The sequence below is a fragment of the Hydrogenophaga sp. L310 genome, from assembly GCF_055703065.1.
This window is the reverse complement of record NZ_JBVPZA010000002.1, coordinates 18,499-35,422: the sequence shown is the minus strand read 5'-3', so window position 1 is coordinate 35,422 and position 16,924 is coordinate 18,499. Positions and strand designations below refer to the sequence as shown.

17 protein-coding genes are annotated in these 16,924 nt (G+C 66.7%); 4 read left to right on the top strand and 13 right to left on the bottom strand.

The genetic code is table 11. From position 1 onward, the window contains the following. Window positions 1-24 precede the first annotated feature (24 nt). Window positions 25-819: a response regulator transcription factor gene (locus AC0GNO_RS03820; protein ID WP_472903018.1), complete on the bottom strand. Its 795-nt coding sequence runs from the start codon at window positions 817-819 to the stop codon at window positions 25-27. A gap of 673 nt (window positions 820-1,492) precedes the next feature. Between AC0GNO_RS03820 and AC0GNO_RS03815 the strand changes: the two genes are divergently transcribed. The 4 genes from AC0GNO_RS03815 (at window position 1,493) to AC0GNO_RS03800 (ending at window position 5,492) form a co-directional block, all read left to right on the top strand. After that, window positions 1,493-1,999: a hypothetical protein gene (locus tag AC0GNO_RS03815; protein ID WP_472888338.1), complete on the top strand. Its 507-nt coding sequence runs from the start codon at window positions 1,493-1,495 to the stop codon at window positions 1,997-1,999. Between the two features lie 77 nt (window positions 2,000-2,076). Beyond that, window positions 2,077-2,517 carry a hypothetical protein gene (locus AC0GNO_RS03810; protein ID WP_472903017.1) on the top strand — a complete coding sequence of 147 codons (441 nt, stop codon included), beginning with the start codon at window positions 2,077-2,079 and terminating at the stop codon, window positions 2,515-2,517. Window positions 2,518-2,547: 30 nt separating this feature from the next. Continuing rightward, window positions 2,548-4,287 (top strand): DUF4384 domain-containing protein, encoded by a 1,740-nt coding sequence (locus AC0GNO_RS03805; protein ID WP_472903016.1) that lies wholly within the window; start codon window positions 2,548-2,550, stop codon window positions 4,285-4,287. After that, the gene (locus tag AC0GNO_RS03800; RefSeq protein ID WP_472903015.1) at window positions 4,206-5,492 is read left to right on the top strand and encodes a tetratricopeptide repeat protein; all 1,287 of its coding nucleotides are present in this window, start codon (window positions 4,206-4,208) and stop codon (window positions 5,490-5,492) included. Before AC0GNO_RS03805 ends, AC0GNO_RS03800 begins: the two co-directional genes overlap by 82 nt. A gap of 267 nt (window positions 5,493-5,759) precedes the next feature. Here AC0GNO_RS03800 and AC0GNO_RS03795 read toward each other — a convergent pair whose 3' ends face one another. From AC0GNO_RS03795 to AC0GNO_RS03740, 12 genes are all read right to left on the bottom strand, one after another. Then, window positions 5,760-6,317, bottom strand: coding sequence for a methylated-DNA--[protein]-cysteine S-methyltransferase (locus tag AC0GNO_RS03795; protein WP_472903422.1), 558 nt, complete (start codon window positions 6,315-6,317; stop codon window positions 5,760-5,762). 17 nt (window positions 6,318-6,334) lie between these two features. Then, window positions 6,335-7,240 (bottom strand): SDR family oxidoreductase, encoded by a 906-nt coding sequence (locus AC0GNO_RS03790; protein ID WP_472888343.1) that lies wholly within the window; start codon window positions 7,238-7,240, stop codon window positions 6,335-6,337. Between the two features lie 28 nt (window positions 7,241-7,268). After that, window positions 7,269-7,760, bottom strand: coding sequence for a GNAT family N-acetyltransferase (locus AC0GNO_RS03785; protein WP_472903014.1), 492 nt, complete (start codon window positions 7,758-7,760; stop codon window positions 7,269-7,271). Then, complete coding sequence (locus tag AC0GNO_RS03780) at window positions 7,757-8,692, bottom strand: glutathione S-transferase family protein (RefSeq protein ID WP_472903013.1); 936 nt, start codon at window positions 8,690-8,692, stop codon at window positions 7,757-7,759. Before AC0GNO_RS03780 ends, AC0GNO_RS03785 begins: the two co-directional genes overlap by 4 nt. A 15-nt stretch (window positions 8,693-8,707) precedes the next feature. Continuing rightward, window positions 8,708-10,420, bottom strand: a complete 1,713-nt coding sequence (locus tag AC0GNO_RS03775; protein ID WP_472903012.1) for an acyl-CoA dehydrogenase family protein — start codon at window positions 10,418-10,420, stop codon at window positions 8,708-8,710. 110 nt (window positions 10,421-10,530) lie between these two features. Next, window positions 10,531-11,544, bottom strand: a complete 1,014-nt coding sequence (locus AC0GNO_RS03770) for an NADP-dependent oxidoreductase (RefSeq protein ID WP_472903011.1) — start codon at window positions 11,542-11,544, stop codon at window positions 10,531-10,533. Window positions 11,545-11,567: 23 nt separating this feature from the next. Next, entirely contained in the window at window positions 11,568-12,365 is a 798-nt protein-coding gene (locus AC0GNO_RS03765) for an SDR family NAD(P)-dependent oxidoreductase (protein WP_472903010.1), read from the bottom strand. Beyond that, window positions 12,365-12,790, bottom strand: coding sequence for a PaaI family thioesterase (locus tag AC0GNO_RS03760; protein WP_472903009.1), 426 nt, complete (start codon window positions 12,788-12,790; stop codon window positions 12,365-12,367). The genes AC0GNO_RS03765 and AC0GNO_RS03760 overlap by 1 nt, the downstream gene beginning before the upstream one ends. Then, window positions 12,791-13,582 (bottom strand): SDR family oxidoreductase, encoded by a 792-nt coding sequence (locus AC0GNO_RS03755; protein WP_305361629.1) that lies wholly within the window; start codon window positions 13,580-13,582, stop codon window positions 12,791-12,793. A gap of 24 nt (window positions 13,583-13,606) precedes the next feature. Then, the gene (locus tag AC0GNO_RS03750) at window positions 13,607-15,430 is read right to left on the bottom strand and encodes an acyl-CoA dehydrogenase (RefSeq protein ID WP_472903008.1); all 1,824 of its coding nucleotides are present in this window, start codon (window positions 15,428-15,430) and stop codon (window positions 13,607-13,609) included. A gap of 145 nt (window positions 15,431-15,575) precedes the next feature. Further along, window positions 15,576-16,544 carry a Bug family tripartite tricarboxylate transporter substrate binding protein gene (locus AC0GNO_RS03745; RefSeq protein WP_472903007.1) on the bottom strand — a complete coding sequence of 323 codons (969 nt, stop codon included), beginning with the start codon at window positions 16,542-16,544 and terminating at the stop codon, window positions 15,576-15,578. Window positions 16,545-16,591: 47 nt separating this feature from the next. Next, window positions 16,592-16,924: an AtuA-related protein gene (locus AC0GNO_RS03740; protein WP_472903006.1), complete on the bottom strand. Its 333-nt coding sequence runs from the start codon at window positions 16,922-16,924 to the stop codon at window positions 16,592-16,594.

The window sequence follows — 16,924 nt, the reverse complement described above, 5'->3', positions numbered from 1 at the left end:
GTCCATCGCAGCCGGCGCTGCGCCTCATATCAACCCACGATCGGTGGCAAAGCTCACGGCCTGCGCACGGGTCTTGACCTGCAGCTTGCTGTAGATGTTGCGCACATGTGCATTCACGGTCCGCACGCTGATGCCGAGCCGGCCGCCGATCTCGGCACTGGTGTAGCCCGATGCCACCATCTTCAACACGTCGCGCTCGCGGCTGGAGAGCTTCATTCGGCTGATCTGGCCCGTTTGCCCGGCATCGCGCGGGTCCAGCCGGTGCAACAGGCGTCGCGCGAGACTCGGCGTGATCGAAGCGCCTCCATTGACCACCTGGAGCACCGCCTGCGGGAAATTGCCGAACCAGGAGTTCTTGATCAGGTAGCCCGTGGCACCCAGCTCAAAGGCCTGCAGAACCTGCGGTTCGTCTTCAATGGCGGAGATCACCACCACTTCGGCACCCGGTCGGCTTCGCTTGGCGAGCTCGATCAACTCGAACCCTGTGCCGTCACCCAGATTGAGGTCCACCAGCAGCACATCGAACTCATGCAGGGCGATCTTGCGGCGCGCCTCACGCACACTGCCCGCCTGGGCAACCAGTGTGATCCGGTCATCGGCGAGCAACTCCTGCGCCATCACATGCCGAACGAGTGGGTCGTCGTCCACCAGCAGCACCCTCACCGGTTGTTCCGTCTGCCCCACCATGAAGTCCGGCCAGATGGAGGGCGGGTTGTCACGCATCGCAAAGGCGTTGCCGGATCGGCTCAACACAGCCTTGTGGTTCGGGTTCACGCCCGATGGCGAGGCGGTTTTGATCGGTGTGTCCATACGTTCCATACGTGCATCCCTCAGTGAGTGCTTCAACCATGTATGCCGCAGTTCAAACTACAACGAAATATTTCGTCCAGAGTTGCCTATGCTCAATGCGACACCATTGCGTCTGGATTTTTTCATTGCGCCAAGGCCGTGGACAAGCCCCCGATGAAGTAAGGAGTCTGCTCAACGGATCCATGAAGGCCCCCCTTGGGGCTGCTGGCCTGGCCCGTCATCAGCGGTGTTGCTTGCAAAAAAATCATTTCGTTACGACACCAGCGAGCCAAAAACCAAGATTTAGTGTGCTTTTGTGCTCACTGAAAGAGCTAATTTGATACAGAGCGGCGTATTTTTACACCTTGTTTTCTAAATGTTGCTTGTGTTTCATTTAGATACTAGTTACTTCTTACGCCCTCTTTCAGACCCGCCCAGAAGGTTGAAAAACCGCGAATTCAGAGGGCTGGCAAGGGGTGATCGCATGCCCCGCCATGTGGACACCGCTGGACAAATGCAGTAGTCATTTGTGACGCTGGTCGCAACTTCGCCCACTGCCCAAACTGGAGCCAGACAACGCCAGACGGGCCGCAAAAACCCCACCGAGGGCAAGCCCTCCCGCCAGGCCGAGTCGATCAGGCTGGTGGCCAGGAATCCTCCGAGCCACTTGGAAAATGTGAATCCACTTTTTTGAGGAACCATCATGAAAAAACTTGCCATCATCGCTTTCGCAGCCCTTGCCACCTCTGCCTTCGCTGGCGGTGGCGGCGGTGGCGGCGGGGGGGACACTTGCACGGAATGCCCGGAAATCGTCATCGACGGGAAGTCGTTCCAGGCCGTGGCCGCCACCTCTTCCCTCTTCATGAACCTGGCCAACGGCGAAGACGCCTACGCACAGCAAAACGTGTCCAGCAACTCCGGCAACGTGACGGTCGAAAAAGGCGCCGAGTCGGTGCAGCTGACCGCAGCCCGTGGCTCGGTCGTGGCCAACCTCGCCCTGGGTGACGAGGCCTACGCCAGCCAGAACGTGTCGTCCAACATTGGCAACGTGACCATTGATGGCAAGTCGTGGCAGATCACCGCGCTGAACCGTTCCGGCGTCGTCAACGTGGCGACGGAAGGCACCAAGGCGATCCAGAACATCGCCAGCAACAACGGCTGCGTGGCTTGCAAGCCGACGGCCGCAAGCCACGGTGGTCCTGGCCGCTGAACGTCCCCTGCTCCAGCGCCCCCTGCATCTGTGCGGGGGGCGCTGTCTTCTGATTCCATGACTTCAGGAGGACAACCATGAAAAGCACTCCCGTGCGAGCGGGGAAATGGATCATGACCATCACCATGCTCCACCTGCTCTCTGCCCAGATGGCGCACGCCGCTCCTGGCGAAGACCCGATTCAACTGAGCGGTCCTGTCAAGTACGTGGCCATGCCCAGCGGACCTCGGCAGCAGTCAGGCGGCATGGACGGCCCCACCGACATTCCGGCCTGGATGCGTGCGCGCATCAACCGCTATGTGGCCAAAGCCTATTCCGCGACGGCGGAAGACGGATCCATCTACACCGACAGCGATGTGGTGACCACGGTCCAGACAGAAGGTCTGCAAAAGACCTGCGTCCAGGAGGTCGGATCCAGCAGCGTTCCCACTGGTGACAGCCTGGGCACGCGCTACGGACCGCAGACGCGAGATCAGGTTGTGGTTCTGCGCGGCGACCTGGTCAACGTCTGCCGGTAAAAACGAAAACACCCAGAGGGCGAGGACATCATGGACATCCTGCACATCGGCACCCGGACTCTGCGCCAACAGGGACGCTGCCTGGTCGCAACATTGCTGGCAACCCTCTTGCTGGTGAGCGGTTGTTCCACCCCCATGGACGCCCGAAAGGATGCCAGCTTCCAGTCCTATGCGCACGCTTCGGACCGTCCGACCACCCGGCCAGTGCGTTCACTGTCGAGCTTCTCGGACTCGCTGATGTGCATGGACCGGCTTTTCCGTGATGCCCAGATACCCACCACACTGATCACCAGCAAACAGATTCCCGATTTCTCCGGACGCGTCCCGGTCGCAACCAAGGACATGATCATCACCGCCATCTCGCAGATGTCCCGGCTGAGCAACGCCTTCAGGTACGTCGACTTCGAGGTGGACATTGCCCGCCAGGACACGGTGCAGAACCTCACCACCATCCTGCTCAACAACAACCAGATCCGGCTGCAGCGCCCGGCGCTGTATGTCTCGGGCGCGGTGGCCTTCGTCGACCAGAACGTGATCAACAACCGATTCGACGTGGGCACCTCGGCCTCGCGCCTGGAGACCGGCTACAGCCGGGACAAGAGCGCCACCATCATCGGCATGGAGCTGCACCTGGGTGACTTCCGCTCGCGCACGCTCATTCCAGGGCTCGATTCGGCCAACGAAGTGATCGTGGGTGCCGGAGGACAGGGGCTGGACCTCGCGGGTCGCATCAGCGACTACGGCTGGCAATTCAACGTCGGGCGCGACTACACCCAGGGTTCGGGCGCCGCCGTGCGCACCCTGGTCGAACTGGCCATGATCGAGCTGGCGGGCAAGTGGGCACGCGTGCCCTACTGGCAATGCCTGACGCTGGAGCAGAACCACCCGGACTTCCAGCGCCAACTGCGTGACTGGCACGACGAAGGCACGACCGCCGTGCAGCAGGCGCTGGTGATGAAGTCGCTGCGCAGCGGCGGTTACCTGACCACGGAAACCGAGAAGCTGCCAGTCAACCACCCCACCGTGCGTTCCGCCCTGGCCAAATACCAGGCCGACCAGGGCATGGTGGTCACCGGCGTGGTGGATTTCATGACCTACGAACGGGCCCTCAGAAACTACGTGACCCTGGGTGACCAGGGCCAGTTGCTGCGCGTGGGCTGGAACACGGTCAACACCGAGCCCGCGATCCCCAGCGTGGCCGATGGCCAGGTCACCGCGGCGCCCACCGGCCCCGCGCTGGGCGCAGAAGCCGACCCGCTGCACCTGAACCTGCAGATCGAGAACCTGGTGGCCGACAAGACGGTGTTCGAGCAAGGCACGCAGATCTTCCTCTCGGCCACGGTGTCACGCGCTTCGCACCTCTACTGCTACATGCAGGCCTCGCAGGGCGGCATGATCCGCCTGCTGCCCAACGCGACCAACCCCTCGTCGCTGGTGTCGGCCAACCAGACCGTGCGCATCCCCGACTGGATGGTGCCCAGCCCCGGCTTTGTGCTGGACGCCGGCCAGCCGGGCGAAGAGGCGGTGATGTGTTTTGCCACGGGCGAAGACGTGCTGCCGCGCCTGCCCGAGGCCATGCAGGCGCCGGGTCTGGCGGTGATCGCCGGCATGAGCGGCATGGACAGCATCGAAGCCGCGTTCAGCCAGGCCACCGAAGGCGGCATGCCGGTTGCGAAGCAGCGCATGCAGTGGCGGGTGACGCCCAAGCGTGCCGTGCCGGTGGCGGCTCCCGCACCAGCGCCAGCTTCAGCCGCAGCGGCAAAGCGCTGAGCCGGCAGGCCGCGCAACGCCACCCCATCGGCTTCGAACGGCATCCCATGGGACCCGAGTCCACCGCCCGCAGTGACGCGCAGCCGGCGCGCCGGCTTCGGTCCGCCCTTGCCTCGCTGCTGCTCTCGGCGGTGGTCCCGCTCGCCCTGGCCACCGGCCCCGTCCCCGCTGCAGCGCCGATCCGAGCGGAACCCATGGAGGCCGCGCCGATCGAGGCCGCCCCCCTCCACGCCGACCCCATCGAGGTCACACCACTGCACCAGGCGCCGATCCGCCTGCCGGACGCGCCCGACGCGGCGGTGCTGGCCGAACTCGATGCCCTGCGCCGGGTCGCCACTGGCCGCACGCGCGCAGCCGGACAGGCCGCCTGGCAACTGGGCCTCATCCACCTGCACGGTGCCGGTGTGCCACAGGACAGCGGCGAGGCGCAGAAGTGGTTCGAACGGGCACACCAGCAGAACGCCGGCATCGCCCTGGCCGGGCTCGCCTGGTGCGAGATCGACGGTTGTCAGGGTCCGGCCAACCCGGCCGCGGCCCGCCAGTGGCTGGCACCGCTGCGCCGCACCCACCTGCCCCGCGCCCAGTACCTCGAATGGCTGGTGGCCGCCCGTCTGGCGCCCCTGCGTCTGGCCCGGCCGGGCGTGGACACCAACGCCATCGACGAACCGCTCCCGGCGAGAGCCCTGCTGCAGCGGGCGGCACGGGCCGGCGACGTGCATGCCCTGATCGAACTCGGCATGGAGAGCGTGGCGGCCGGGCGCGACACCGAAGCGCTGCAGTACTTCCGCGCCGCTGCGCCGAAATCGGCCGTGGCGGGCACCAACGCCGCCATCGTGGCCGACCAGTTGCAGATCCCCCGGAAGCCCCAGCCCGATGCATCGCGCCTGCCGCTGGAACTGCTGAACCAGGCCCGGCGCCACCACCGGGGTGAAGGCACGCCGGTCAACTACACCGAAGCCATCCGCTATTACCGCCTCGCCGAGGCGCAGGGCAGCGCCGAAGCCCGGCGCATGCTGGCCCTGATCTTTTCCCGCCCGCTGGTCAACGGGGGTCTGGATGTGGCCTGGATCAAGCAGCTCGGCGAACTGGACCTGTCACAGGAAACGCCCAGCCGGCGCGCCGGCGGCGGCCAGCGCCAGTTGCAGCGCGAAGCCACGCCACTGATCGACTTCTTGCCCGAAACCTGGCGCAACCGCATGCCATGAAAAGGCGCGGCGCCGAGCAAACACCGGCCACGCTCCCGCAACGCCACCCCGATCTCGGGCCGCTCGGCGAACGGGGCTTCTGGGTTGCGCTGTTCGACGACACAGCCCCAGCGCGAGCGCACCAGGTGCTGCTGCAGCGTGGCGCCGGGCACGCGCGAGAACAGCCGCAGGAAATGAAACGGGCTCAAGACCTTTTCGCCGGCCACCAGCTCGTACGACGCGCCACGCATCCGGTCGCCGAAGCTCCCTTTGCGCAGGTAGGAGACCTCATGTACCGTCTCCGTCGAACAGGCCGGGATCGCCGATCTGCGCGCCTTCGATCTGCAGCATGCACAGCTTGGTGGCCACGCCGCCGCGGGCCGAGAAGCCGCCCGAGCGGGCGCCCGCCGCCAGCACGCGGTGGCAGGGCACGACCGGGGCAAACGGGTTGTGGCCCAGGGCCTGCCCCACGGCGCGCGCCAGGCCGGCATCGCCCAGGGCCTGGGCCATCTCGCCGTAGGTGCGGGTCTGGCCGGGCGGTATCGCGCGGGCCATCGCATAGACCTCGCGCTGGAACGGCGTGAGGCGCGCCATGTCGAGTTCGATCTCGCGCAGATCGCTGCGCGACCTGCCCTCCAGCAAGGCCTGAATGCCTTCGATGGCAGCCCGCACGGTCGCCGGCGGCTGGGTCAGCCCGGGCAGCGGCGGCAAGCCTTTCAATAGCCGCGCACGCGTGCGCGCCGCGTCGGCCTCGGGCAACTGGACCGCGACCACACCCCCCGGCCCCCAGGCGATGCCGCAGACACCGATGCCGGTGTCGAACAGGGTGTGGCCACCGTCGTCCATGGCCGTCCTGGTCTGTGTCACACGGCGCGCAGCGCTGCGCGCAAACCCACGCCGATCTCGGGCCGTTCAAGGAACGGGTCGGCCGGGTTGGTCTGGTTGACGATGCCCTCCATGCGCGCGCGCACATTGCCCAGCGCCTTGGGGTGGCTGAAGATGTAGAACTGGTCGGCCGCGATGGCGTCGAACACCTTCTGCGCCACCTCGGCCGCCGTGACCTTGCCCGAGCTCACCGCCTTGTCGCTCATGGCCTGGCCGATCAGCTGGCTCTGCGTGGCTTTTTCGTCGGCCAGCTCGGCGGGTTTGTTGCGGTGGCTCTGGCTGATGCCGGTGGGCACAAAGTACGGGCACAACACGCTCGCGCCGATCTGGTCGCTCACCAGCTTCAGGTCCTGGTAGAGCGTTTCGGTGAGGCTCACCACGGCGTGTTTGCTCACGTTGTAGATGCCCATGTTGGGCGGCGTGAGCAGGCCGGCCATGCTGGCGGTGTTGACGATGTGGCCCTGGAACGAAGGGTCGGCTTTCGCGGCGGCGAGCATCAGCGGGGTGAACAGGCGCACGCCGTGGATCACGCCCCAGAGGTTCACGCCCAGCACCCATTCCCAGTCTTTCACCGAGTTTTCCCAGACCAGACCGCCCGAGCCCACGCCCGCGTTGTTGAACACGAAATGCGGCGCGCCGAAGCGCTGCACCACGTCGGTGGCGAGGGCTTCCATCTGCTCGGCGCTGGACACGTCCACACGTTTGGCGAGCACCTGCGCACCGGCCGCGATCAGCTCGGCCGCGGCCTGGTCCAGCGCGTCGGGCTGCACGTCGACCAGCACGAGGTTCATGCCGAGCTGGGCGCCGATGCGTGCGCACTCCAGGCCGAAGCCCGAACCCGCACCGGTCAGTACCGCTGTCTTGCCTTTGAAGTCTGAAATCATGTGGTTGTCTCCGGGGTGTTTTGAGGTTTCAGCGGCGCAGCATTTCCAGATGGGGAATGCCGTCTTCGATGTAGGGCTTGTTGTCCGACACGAAGCCGTGGCGGTTGTAGAAGGCTTCGAGGTGCGCCTGCGCGCCGATGCGGATGGGCTGCTCGCCCCACAGCGCGATCAGTTGGCGCACCGACTCGGCCATGAGTGTGTGGCCGATGCCCCCGCCGCGTGCCGATGGCGCGGTGACCACGCGGCCAATGCTGGCCTCGGCGAACGCAAGGCCGGTCGGTACCAGGCGGGTGGACGCAAGCAGATGGACTTCACCCTGTTCGTCCACGGTCTCGCCCAGCAGGTGCATGCACTGCGCGTCAAGCCCGTCCATGTCGAGGAACACGCAGTTCTGCTCCACCACAAACACCTCGGAGCGCAGGCGCAGCAAACGGTACAGGGTGTCGGCCGACATGGCGGCGAACGGCAGGCAGCGCCACTGCACGGCGGCGCTGCGGGGGAGCACGGTCTGGCCGCTCAAGCGCGCACTTCCTTCAGCACATAGCCGATGCGCGGGAAGTGCACATGCAGGCGACCGGCGCGGTCGTCGTGGCGCTCCAGCGTGTAGTGCGTGCGGGTGGCGGCGCGCAGCGTGCCTTCGGTGGTCTCGGTGCCGAAGCTCTCGGCGGCCACGGTCACGCGGCTGCCCAGCGCGACGCCGTGGTCGTCCTGGAAAGCCTCGTCGGCCAGCGGCGCGGGCTCGGCCGCCGCAGCCACCGCGATGGCCTCGGTAGCCGTGAACTTCGCCGGCTGGCCGTGGCCCAGCGCGGCCATGCGGTCCATCCAGGCCAGCACACCGGGCGTGGTGTCCAGGATGCCCGCCATGACCGGATTCACCGCACGCGTGAACCACAGCGGGTGGTAGGCCGCAAAGTCGGCGATGCAGGGCGCGTCGCAGAACAGGAAGGGCTGCTCGTGCAGCATGTGGGCGAGTCGGCGCAGGTAGCTGCGGTAGGCCGAAGCGGCATCGCCCGCGCGCAGGCTGGTCATGCCGTTGCGCATGGCGCTGCGGTCGACCGCGAAGGCCTGGCCCACTTCGGGCGGCTGGCTGCCGAACATCGCGGCCGCACCTTTGGGGCTGAGGGTGTGGCCCATGGCGGCCCAGAACAGCGTGCTGTCGGCCCACTGCGCCACGATGCGCGTGACACCCTTGAGGTGTTCGGGGAACAGCACGGGCTCGGGCTTGAGGTGCTCCAGCACGGTCGCGATCAGCGCGGTGTCGCAGTAGATGTCCGCGCCGATCTGCAGCAGCGGCGTGCGGCGGTAGCCGCCGGTGAGCGCCACCACGTCGGGCTTGGGCATCACGCTGGGAATGAACACGCTCTTCCAGGCCAGTCCCTTGAAGCCAAGCATGAGCCGAGCCTTCTCGGCGAAGGGCGACATGGGGTAGTGGTGCAGGATCAGGTCAGCCATGGGTGTCTCTTTTGTTCAACGTGGTTGAGCACGGGTGATGATGGCATCGAAGTCGGTACCGGTGCCCAGCGATCCGAAGCTGTGACCCCAGTGTCCGGCGATGCGCGAATCGCAGAAGGCGCCGAACACGGCGGCGGGCGCGGTCTGCGCCAGCAGCGCCGCCTGCACGGCCAGCGCCACGTCCTGCGCCAGGCGGCGGGCCTCCATCTCGGTGGCCATCTGTTCCACGCGGATCGGCAGGCTCTCGGCCAGGTGGTCCAGCGCGGTGTGCATGCCCCGGGCCGGGGCCAGTTCGTGCGCGAGCGCGGCGGCGGCGTCGGCTTTTCTCAGCGCGCGCAGCAGGTCCAGCGCCATGATGTTGCCGGCGCCTTCCCAGATGCTGTTGACCGGCATCTCGCGGTAGATGCGCGCCATGACGCCCTCGCCGCCCTCTTCCACGTAGCCGTTGCCGCCCAGGCACTCCATGGCCTCCTGCGCGAAGTGGCTGCCGCGCTTGCAGATCCAGAACTTGGCCACCGGCGTGAGCAGCCGCTGCATGGCACGCTCGTGTTCATCCCCCGGTCGGTCGAAACTGCGCGCGAGGCGCAGCGCCAGAGCGGTGGACGCTTCAGATTCGAGCGCGAGATCGGCCAGCACGTTCTTCATCAGCGGCTGGTGAATCAGCTTCTTGCCGAAGGCCATGCGCTGGCTGGTGTGGTTGAGCGCGATGGACAGCGCCTGGCGCATCAGGCCGCTGGTGCCGAGCGCGCAATCGAGCCGCGTCATCGTGCCCATGGCCAGGATCTGCGGCACGCCGCGGCCCTCTTCGCCCACGAGCCAGGCGGTGGCGCCGGCGAACTCGACCTCGGAACTCGCGTTGGCCTTGTTGCCCAGCTTGTCTTTCAGGCGCTGGATGAAGAGCTGGTTCATCGACCCGTCGGGCAGCACACGCGGCAGGAACAGGCAGGACAGGCCGCTGGGCGTCTGCGCGAGGATCAGGAAGGCGTCGCACATCGGCGCCGAGAAGAACCACTTGTGGCCGGTGACGCTGAAGCGCTGGCCCCAGTGATCGCTGCCCGCGGGCACGGCCTGCGTGGTGTTGGCGCGCACGTCCGAGCCGCCCTGCTTCTCCGTCATGCCCATGCCCATGGTCACGCCGGCCTTGTCTTTCCAGAGCTTCAAAGCCGGGTCGTAGCCGCGGCTGGTGAGCTGCGGTGCCCAGTCGGCGTAGATGGCGGGGTTGTCGCGCAGCGCGGGCGTGACCGCGTAGCTCATGGAGATCGGGCACAACGTGGAGGGCTCCAGCTCGGTGAAGAGCATGAAACCGGCGGCGCGGTGGATGTGCGCCCCCACGCTCCCCACTCCGTGTGGTTCGCTGCCCCCCAAGGGGGCTGTCGCGCCTTGGGGCGGCCCGGCGTCGCGACGGCTGGCGGTGCCCCAGGGCGTGCCGTGCAAACCCGCCGCCGTGGCAGCCGTCATCAGCGCGTGGTAGCTCGGGTGGAACTCCACCTGGTCGATGCGGTGACCAAAGCGGTCGTGGCTCTTGAGCTGCGGCGTGAACACGTTGGCCAGGCGCGCGTGGGTCTGCATCTCGGCGCTGCCCACCTGCGCGCCGAGCGCCTGCAAAGGCGCGGTGTCGAGCGCGGGCGCATTGAAGCGCAACGCATCCTGCATCGCCCGGTTGGCAGCGAACAGGTTGACATCCACCAGCGGCTCAACCTGGTTGAACACTTCATGGGTAGCGTTCATCACAACTCCTTTTCGAGGGCGATGCCTTGATCAAGGCCGCCGCGGAAACGGCTTTGCCGGGCCGCCAGCGGCGCCCCCTTGAGGGGGTCGCGCGCAGCGCGGCGGGGGTGTTACAGCCTCACCAGCTGCTTGCCAAAATTCTTGCCCTTGAGCAGCCCCAGAAAAGCCTCGGGCGCGTTTTCGATGCCTTGCGCAACCGTCTCGCGCGGCCGCAGCTTGCCGGTGGCCACCAGCGTGCCCAGTTCGGTCAGCGCCTCGGGCCAGACCTCCATGTGTTCGCTGACGATGAAGCCCTCGATCTTCAGGCGGTTCACCAGGATCAGCGCCGGGTTGGTCAGCGGCAGCGGCGCGCCGTCGTAGCCGGCGATCATCCCGCAGACGGCGATGCGGCCGAAGGCGTTCATGCGCAGCAGCACGGCGTCGAGGATCATGCCGCCCACGTTTTCAAAGTAGCCGTCGATGCCGTTCGGGCAGGCTTCCTTGAGCGCTTTGGCCAGCGAGTACATGTCCTTGTGGAGCTTGTAATCGATGCAGGCGTCAAAGCCCAGCTCTTCGACCGCGTACTTGCATTTGTCGGGTCCGCCCGCGATGCCGACCGCGCGGCAGCCGCGCGCCTTGGCCAGCGCGCCAAACGCACTGCCGACCGCGCCCGTCGCGGCGCTGATGACCACCGTCTCGCCGGCCTTGGGGTTGATGATCTTCACCAGACCGTACCAGGCGGTCACGCCCGGCATGCCGACCGCGCCGAGATGGTGCGAGAGCGGCACGTGCGTCGTGTCCACCTTGCGCAGCGCCCCCGGCTGGTCCGCATTCACCACGCTGTATTGCTGCCAGCCACCCATGCCGACCACCTGGTCGCCGGCATTGAATTTGGGGTGCTTCGATTCCACGACTTCACCGACGGTGCCGCCGATCATGACCTCGCCCAGCGGCTGCGACGCCGCGTAGCTTTTGCTGTCGTTCATGCGGCCACGCATGTAGGGGTCCAGGCTGAGGTATTGGTGTTTCACGAGCACCTGACCATCGGACAGGGCGGGCGTCTCGGTGGTCACAAGCCTGAAGTTGTCGACGGTGGCTTCGCCTTGCGGGCGGTTGTCGAGCAGGATCTGTTGGTTGCTGGGCATGGGGGATGTCTCCTGGGTGTGTTTCAAACAGAGGGACGGCGCAGCGTGGGCAGGCCGACGCCGGCGGCATCGAAGCCGCCGTCGACCGCCAGCACCTGGCCGTTGATGTAGCTCGCTTCCGGGCTGCACAGGAAGCCGACCGCGTTGGCGATCTCCTCCATGCTGCCGTAGCGCGCGAGCGGGATGGTGTCGTGGTAGTCGGCGCGGATGGCGGGTGTGTGCACCTTCTTTGCCATCTCGGTCTCGACCGGGCCGGGCGCGATCGCGTTGACGCGGATGCCGGCGTTGCCGTACTCCACCGCCTGCTGGCGGGTCAGGTGGATCAGCGCCGCCTTGGAGGTGCCGTAGGCCACGCGCAGCGTGCTGGCCCGCAGCCCCGAGATGGACGCGATGTTGACCACCGCGCCGCCGCCGTTCTTCAACATCAGTGGCGCGCAGGCCTGGGTGCAGATGAAAGGGCCATCGAGGTTGGTGGCCATGACCCAGCGCCATTCGTCGTATGTGGTGTCACCGATCGGTTTGAAAGTGGCGACGCCCGCGTTGTTGACCAGCGCGTCGAGCCGCCCGAAATCCGAACCGATGCGCTGCACGGCGGCCGCCACCTGCGCGGGGTCGGACACGTCGCCGTGGATCACCAGCAGGTGGTCGGCGCGCGCACCCAGTTCCTGGCGCAGCGTGGCTTCGGTGGCGGTCAGTGTGATCGCGTCGTTGTCGATCACGGCGACGCGGTAGCCCTGGTGGAAAAACCAGCGGGCGATGGCCAGGCCGATGCCGCGGGCGGCACCGGTGACGAAGGCGACGGGCGTGTGTGTGGCGGACATCAGTCGGTCCTGAGGGTGTTCAGCGCGTTGGTGGACTTGCCCACCGGCAGGCGCGGCACGAACTTGAAGGTGCCGGTGGCGTGGGCGCAGAGCTTGCCCTCGGCGTCGAAGATGCTGCCTTCGGTGAAGGCCATGGTGGCGGTGCGGTGCAGCAGCTTGCCTTTGGCGAGCAGCGGTCCCTTGGCCGCGCGCATGAAGCTGGTCTTCATCTCGATGGTGACGCAGCCCATGGCCGGCTCCACCGAGCGCCCGGCGTGCGCCATGACCACGTCCAGCAGCGTCATGCTGGCACCGCCGTGCACCACGTTGAACGAGTTTTCATGCTCGGGCCGGGGCGCAAAAGCGATCTCCGCCTCGCCGCCTTCGAACTTCTGCAGTTCGAAGCCGAGCAGTTCGACGAAAGGAATGTGAACCGAGAACTCCACTCAACCTCCTGTGATGACAGAGACGCCACCATCGACCGCCAGCCATTGCCCCGTGATGTGTTTGCCGGCATCCGACGCGTACAGCACGGTCAGGCCCTTCAGGTCTTCGTCGTCGCCCAGGCGGCGCAGTGGGGCGTGTGAAGCCAGCTTCTCTTCGCCCATGGCCTTCAAGGTGCCCTGCGTCATCTTGCTCGGGAAGAAGCCCGGGCAGATGGCGTTGACCCGGATGCCATGTTCGCCCCATTCGGCGGCCAGCGCACGGGTGAAGTTGATCACCGCGCCCTTGGAGGTGTTGTAGGCAATCGTCTTCATGCCCGAGGGGTTGCCTCCGAGGCCGGCGATGCTGGCGGTGTTGATGATGCTGCCGGTGCGGCGCGGGATCATGCTCGCCTTGGCGATCAGCTGGCTCAGCAGAAAGTAGCTGCGCACGTTGAGGTTCATCACCTTGTCCCAGGCTTCGAGCGGGTGGTCTTCGGCGGGTGCACCCCAGGCAGCGCCGGCGTTGTTGATCAGGATGTCCACCTCGCCCACGCGCTGCAGGGTTTCGCTGGTGAGGCGGCGGATGTCTTCGTCGAGCGAGCAGTCGGCGGCGATCCAGCGCGCGTCGATGCCGGCGGCCTGCAGCTCGGCCGTGGCCTCTTCCAGGTCGGTGGCCTTGCGCGAGCTGATCACCACGCGGGCCCCGGCTTCGCCGAGCGCGTGGGCCATCTGCAGGCCCAGGCCGCGTGAGCCGCCGGTGACGAGCGCCGTCTTGCCTTTGAGGTCAAAGAGTTGCTGGATGTTGCGGGTCATGGGGTGTCTCCTGTGGATGGGTGTTCAGAAAGCGGCTTCGGGCAACTCGGCACAGGTCAGGTCGCGTTCGCGAACCACCTGCAACCAGGCACCGATCTTGGGCAACTCGTAGTGAAAGAAGAAGCGTGCGGCAGCCAGGCGCCCAGTGCGCGCGCTGCTTTCGCTGGCATCCCGCGCGGCCAGCGCAACGTCCAGCCAGATCCAGGCCAGCACCGTGTGGCCAAAGGCCTGCAGGTAGGGCACGGCGTTGGCCAGGGCTTCGGTGGGGCTGCCGGTGGCCCAGGCGGCTTTCGTCGCCGCGCCCACCTGCGCCAGTGCCTGACCCAGCGCGTTGGCGTGCGCCGCGAGTTCGGGCACCTGGATTGCGCGTTGAATGGTGGCGTTGATGCGGTCGGCCAGCAGCTGCAGGCCCTTGCCGTTTTCCATCAGCACCTTGCGGCCCAGCAGGTCCATGCCCTGGATGCCGTGCGTGCCCTCGTGGATCATGTTCAGGCGGTTGTCGCGCCAGTACTGCTCGACCGGGAAATCGCGCGTGTAGCCGTAGCCACCGTGGATCTGGATCGCCAGCGAATTGGCTTCCAGGCACCACTCGCTGGGCCAGCTCTTGGCGATGGGCGTGAGCACTTCCAGCAGCAGGCGCGCTTCGTCGGCCGCGTCCGGCGCGCCGGTGTGCTGTTCGTCCACCAGGCGGGCGCAATAGAGTTCCAGCGCCAACGCGCCTTCGCAGTAGCTCTTCTGCGCCAGCAGCATGCGCTTCACGTCCGCGTGTTCGATGATGCGCACCTGGGGGGCCGCGGCGTCTTTTCCGCCTGTTGTGACCGGTCGCCCTTGCGGCCGGTTCTTCGCATAGTCGAGGCTCGCGTGGTAGCCCGCCATGCCCAGCATGGTGGCCGCCATGCCGACGCCGATGCGGGCCTCGTTCATCATGTGGAACATGCACTGCAGGCCCTTGCCGGGCTGGCCGACGAGGTAGCCCACCGCGCCGGCTTCACCGCGCACCGGGTACTTGCCCTCGCCAAAATTCAGCAAGGTGTTGGTCGTTCCGCGCCAGCCGCACTTGTGGTTCAGGCCGGCGAGTGCCACGTCGTTGCGTTCGCCGGTGGGCTGGCCTTCGGTGTCCACCAGCTTCTTGGGCACGATGAAGAGCGAGATGCCTTTGACGCCCGGGACCAGCTTGCCCTCCGCGTCGGGGATCTTGGCCAGCACCAGGTGGATGATGTTCTCGGTCAGCTCGTGTTCGCCGGCCGAGATCCACATCTTGTTGCCTTTGAGGCGGTAGCGCGGGCCGAGCGGATCGGCTTCAAAGCCCTCACCATCGGGCACGGCACGCGTCACCACGTCGCTGAGCGACGAGCCGGCCTGCGGCTCGCTCAGGCACATGGTGCCGGAGAAACGGCCACTGAATTCGTTGAGCGCAAACACACGCTTCTGCGCCTCTGTGCCGTGTTTCATCAGCAGGTTGGCGTTGCCGGTGGTGAGCATGCCGCTGCCGATGCTCACCGAGGCCATGGCGAAGAAGGCGTTGGCCGAAGCCTCCACCGTGTAGGGCAGCTGCATGCCGCCAATCTCATAGTCCTGCGCTGCGCTGAGCATGCCGCTCCCGGCGTAGGCTTTCTGCGCGTCGTGCGTGGCCTGCGGCAGGATCACGCGCTCACCGTCGAACTGCGGCTCCTGCGTGTCGACCAGCCGGTTGAAGGGCGCGTACTTCTCGCGTGCGATGCGCTCACAGGTGTCGAGCACGGCGTCAAAGGTTTCGCGGCTGTGGTCTTTGAAGCGCTCGCGCTGGGTGAGCGATTCGGCGGCCAGCCAGTGATGCAGCAGGAAATCGAGGGTGGGACGGAGGCTCATGGCAGCAGTCGGTGCAGAAGGACGCTGTAGTGTGCCGTCCGCACGCGTGGGAGCAAGGGGAACAGCCCAGCCAAAGGGTGAATTTCGTCCCTCGCGGGACAGTCGGCTGCGGGACAGCGCCAGCGGGCACCGTCCCGCGCAGACCTCACTGCGGTTCGATCTTGGCGTCCTTGATGGCCTTGGCCCACTTGGCGGTTTCGGCCACGCTGCGCTTGGCGAGGTCGGCGGGGGTGCCGGGTTCGACCGCGAAGCCGATGCCCGCGAAGCGGTCCTGGATCTCCTTGCTGTTGGCCGCTTCGTTCACCGCCTTGTTGAGCTTGGCCACGATGTCGGGCGGCGTGCCCGCGGGCGCGAACACCGCGAAGTAGGCGATCAGTTCGTAGTCCTTCAGGCCCAGCGCTTCGTTCACGGTGGGCAGCTCGGGCACGGCCGGCGAGCGCTTGGACGACGTCACCGCCAGGCCGCGCACCTTGCCCGCTTTCACCTGCGGCAGCATCACCGCGAAGTCGGCGCTGAACATCTGCACCACGCCGCCGATCAGGTCGGTCATGGCGGCCGGGCCGCTCTTGTAGGGCACATTGGAGAGCTGGATGCCGGCCATGCCCGCCATCATCTCGGTGGACACGAGCTGCGAGGTGCTGGCGCTGGCGAAGTTGATGCTGCCCGGCTTGGCCTTGGCCATGTCCACCAGCTCCTTCAGCGTCTTGGCCGGCACGTCGTTGTTGACCGCCATGATCAGCGGCACCGAGCCCATGTAGGCCACGGGCGCAAAGGCGGTGTCCTGGTCGTAGGGCAGCTTCTTCATCAGGCTCTTGAGCGCGGCGTTGGTGCTGTTGGTGCCGATCAGGATGGTGTAGCCGTCGGGCGCGGCCTTGGCCACCGCGTCGGCACCCAGCAGGCCGCTGGCGCCGGGCTTGTTGTCGACCACGATGGTCTGCCCCAGCGACTCCTGCATCTTCAGCGCGAAGGCGCGGCCGATGGTGTCGGTGGCGCTGCCGGCGGCAAAGGGCACGACGGCCTTGATTGGCCGGTCGGGCCAGGCCTGGGCCAGGGCGGCGGAGGAACACGCCAGCGCAGTGGCGGTGATGGCCAGCAATCGGAACACAGGACGCATGAAAGTCTCCTCGGGGTGGTTGTGAAAAGGCAAAGTCAGTGTAGGGCTCAGAGCGGCAGATCCAGCACCGCGGCACTCAGGGTTTTACCGTGGGCGTCGAGCGCCAGCGAACGAGTGACGCCGCCGCCCAGGGCGCCGAACATCACGAAATGCACCGCCGCGAGATCGGGCAAGGTGTAGCGCTGCACCGGTCCCTGCACCACGCCGGCAAAGTGGGCCTGCACCCGCTCGGCGCTGAGCAGGCGCTCCAGCTCGGGATAGTCTGCGGGGTTCAGCGCGATCACGCTGAGCGTGGCGCGGTTGCCCTTGTCGCCCGAGCGGGCGAGCGCGATGTCGCGCAGCGTGCGGCGTGGGGATGTTTTTTGGGACGGTGCTGTCAT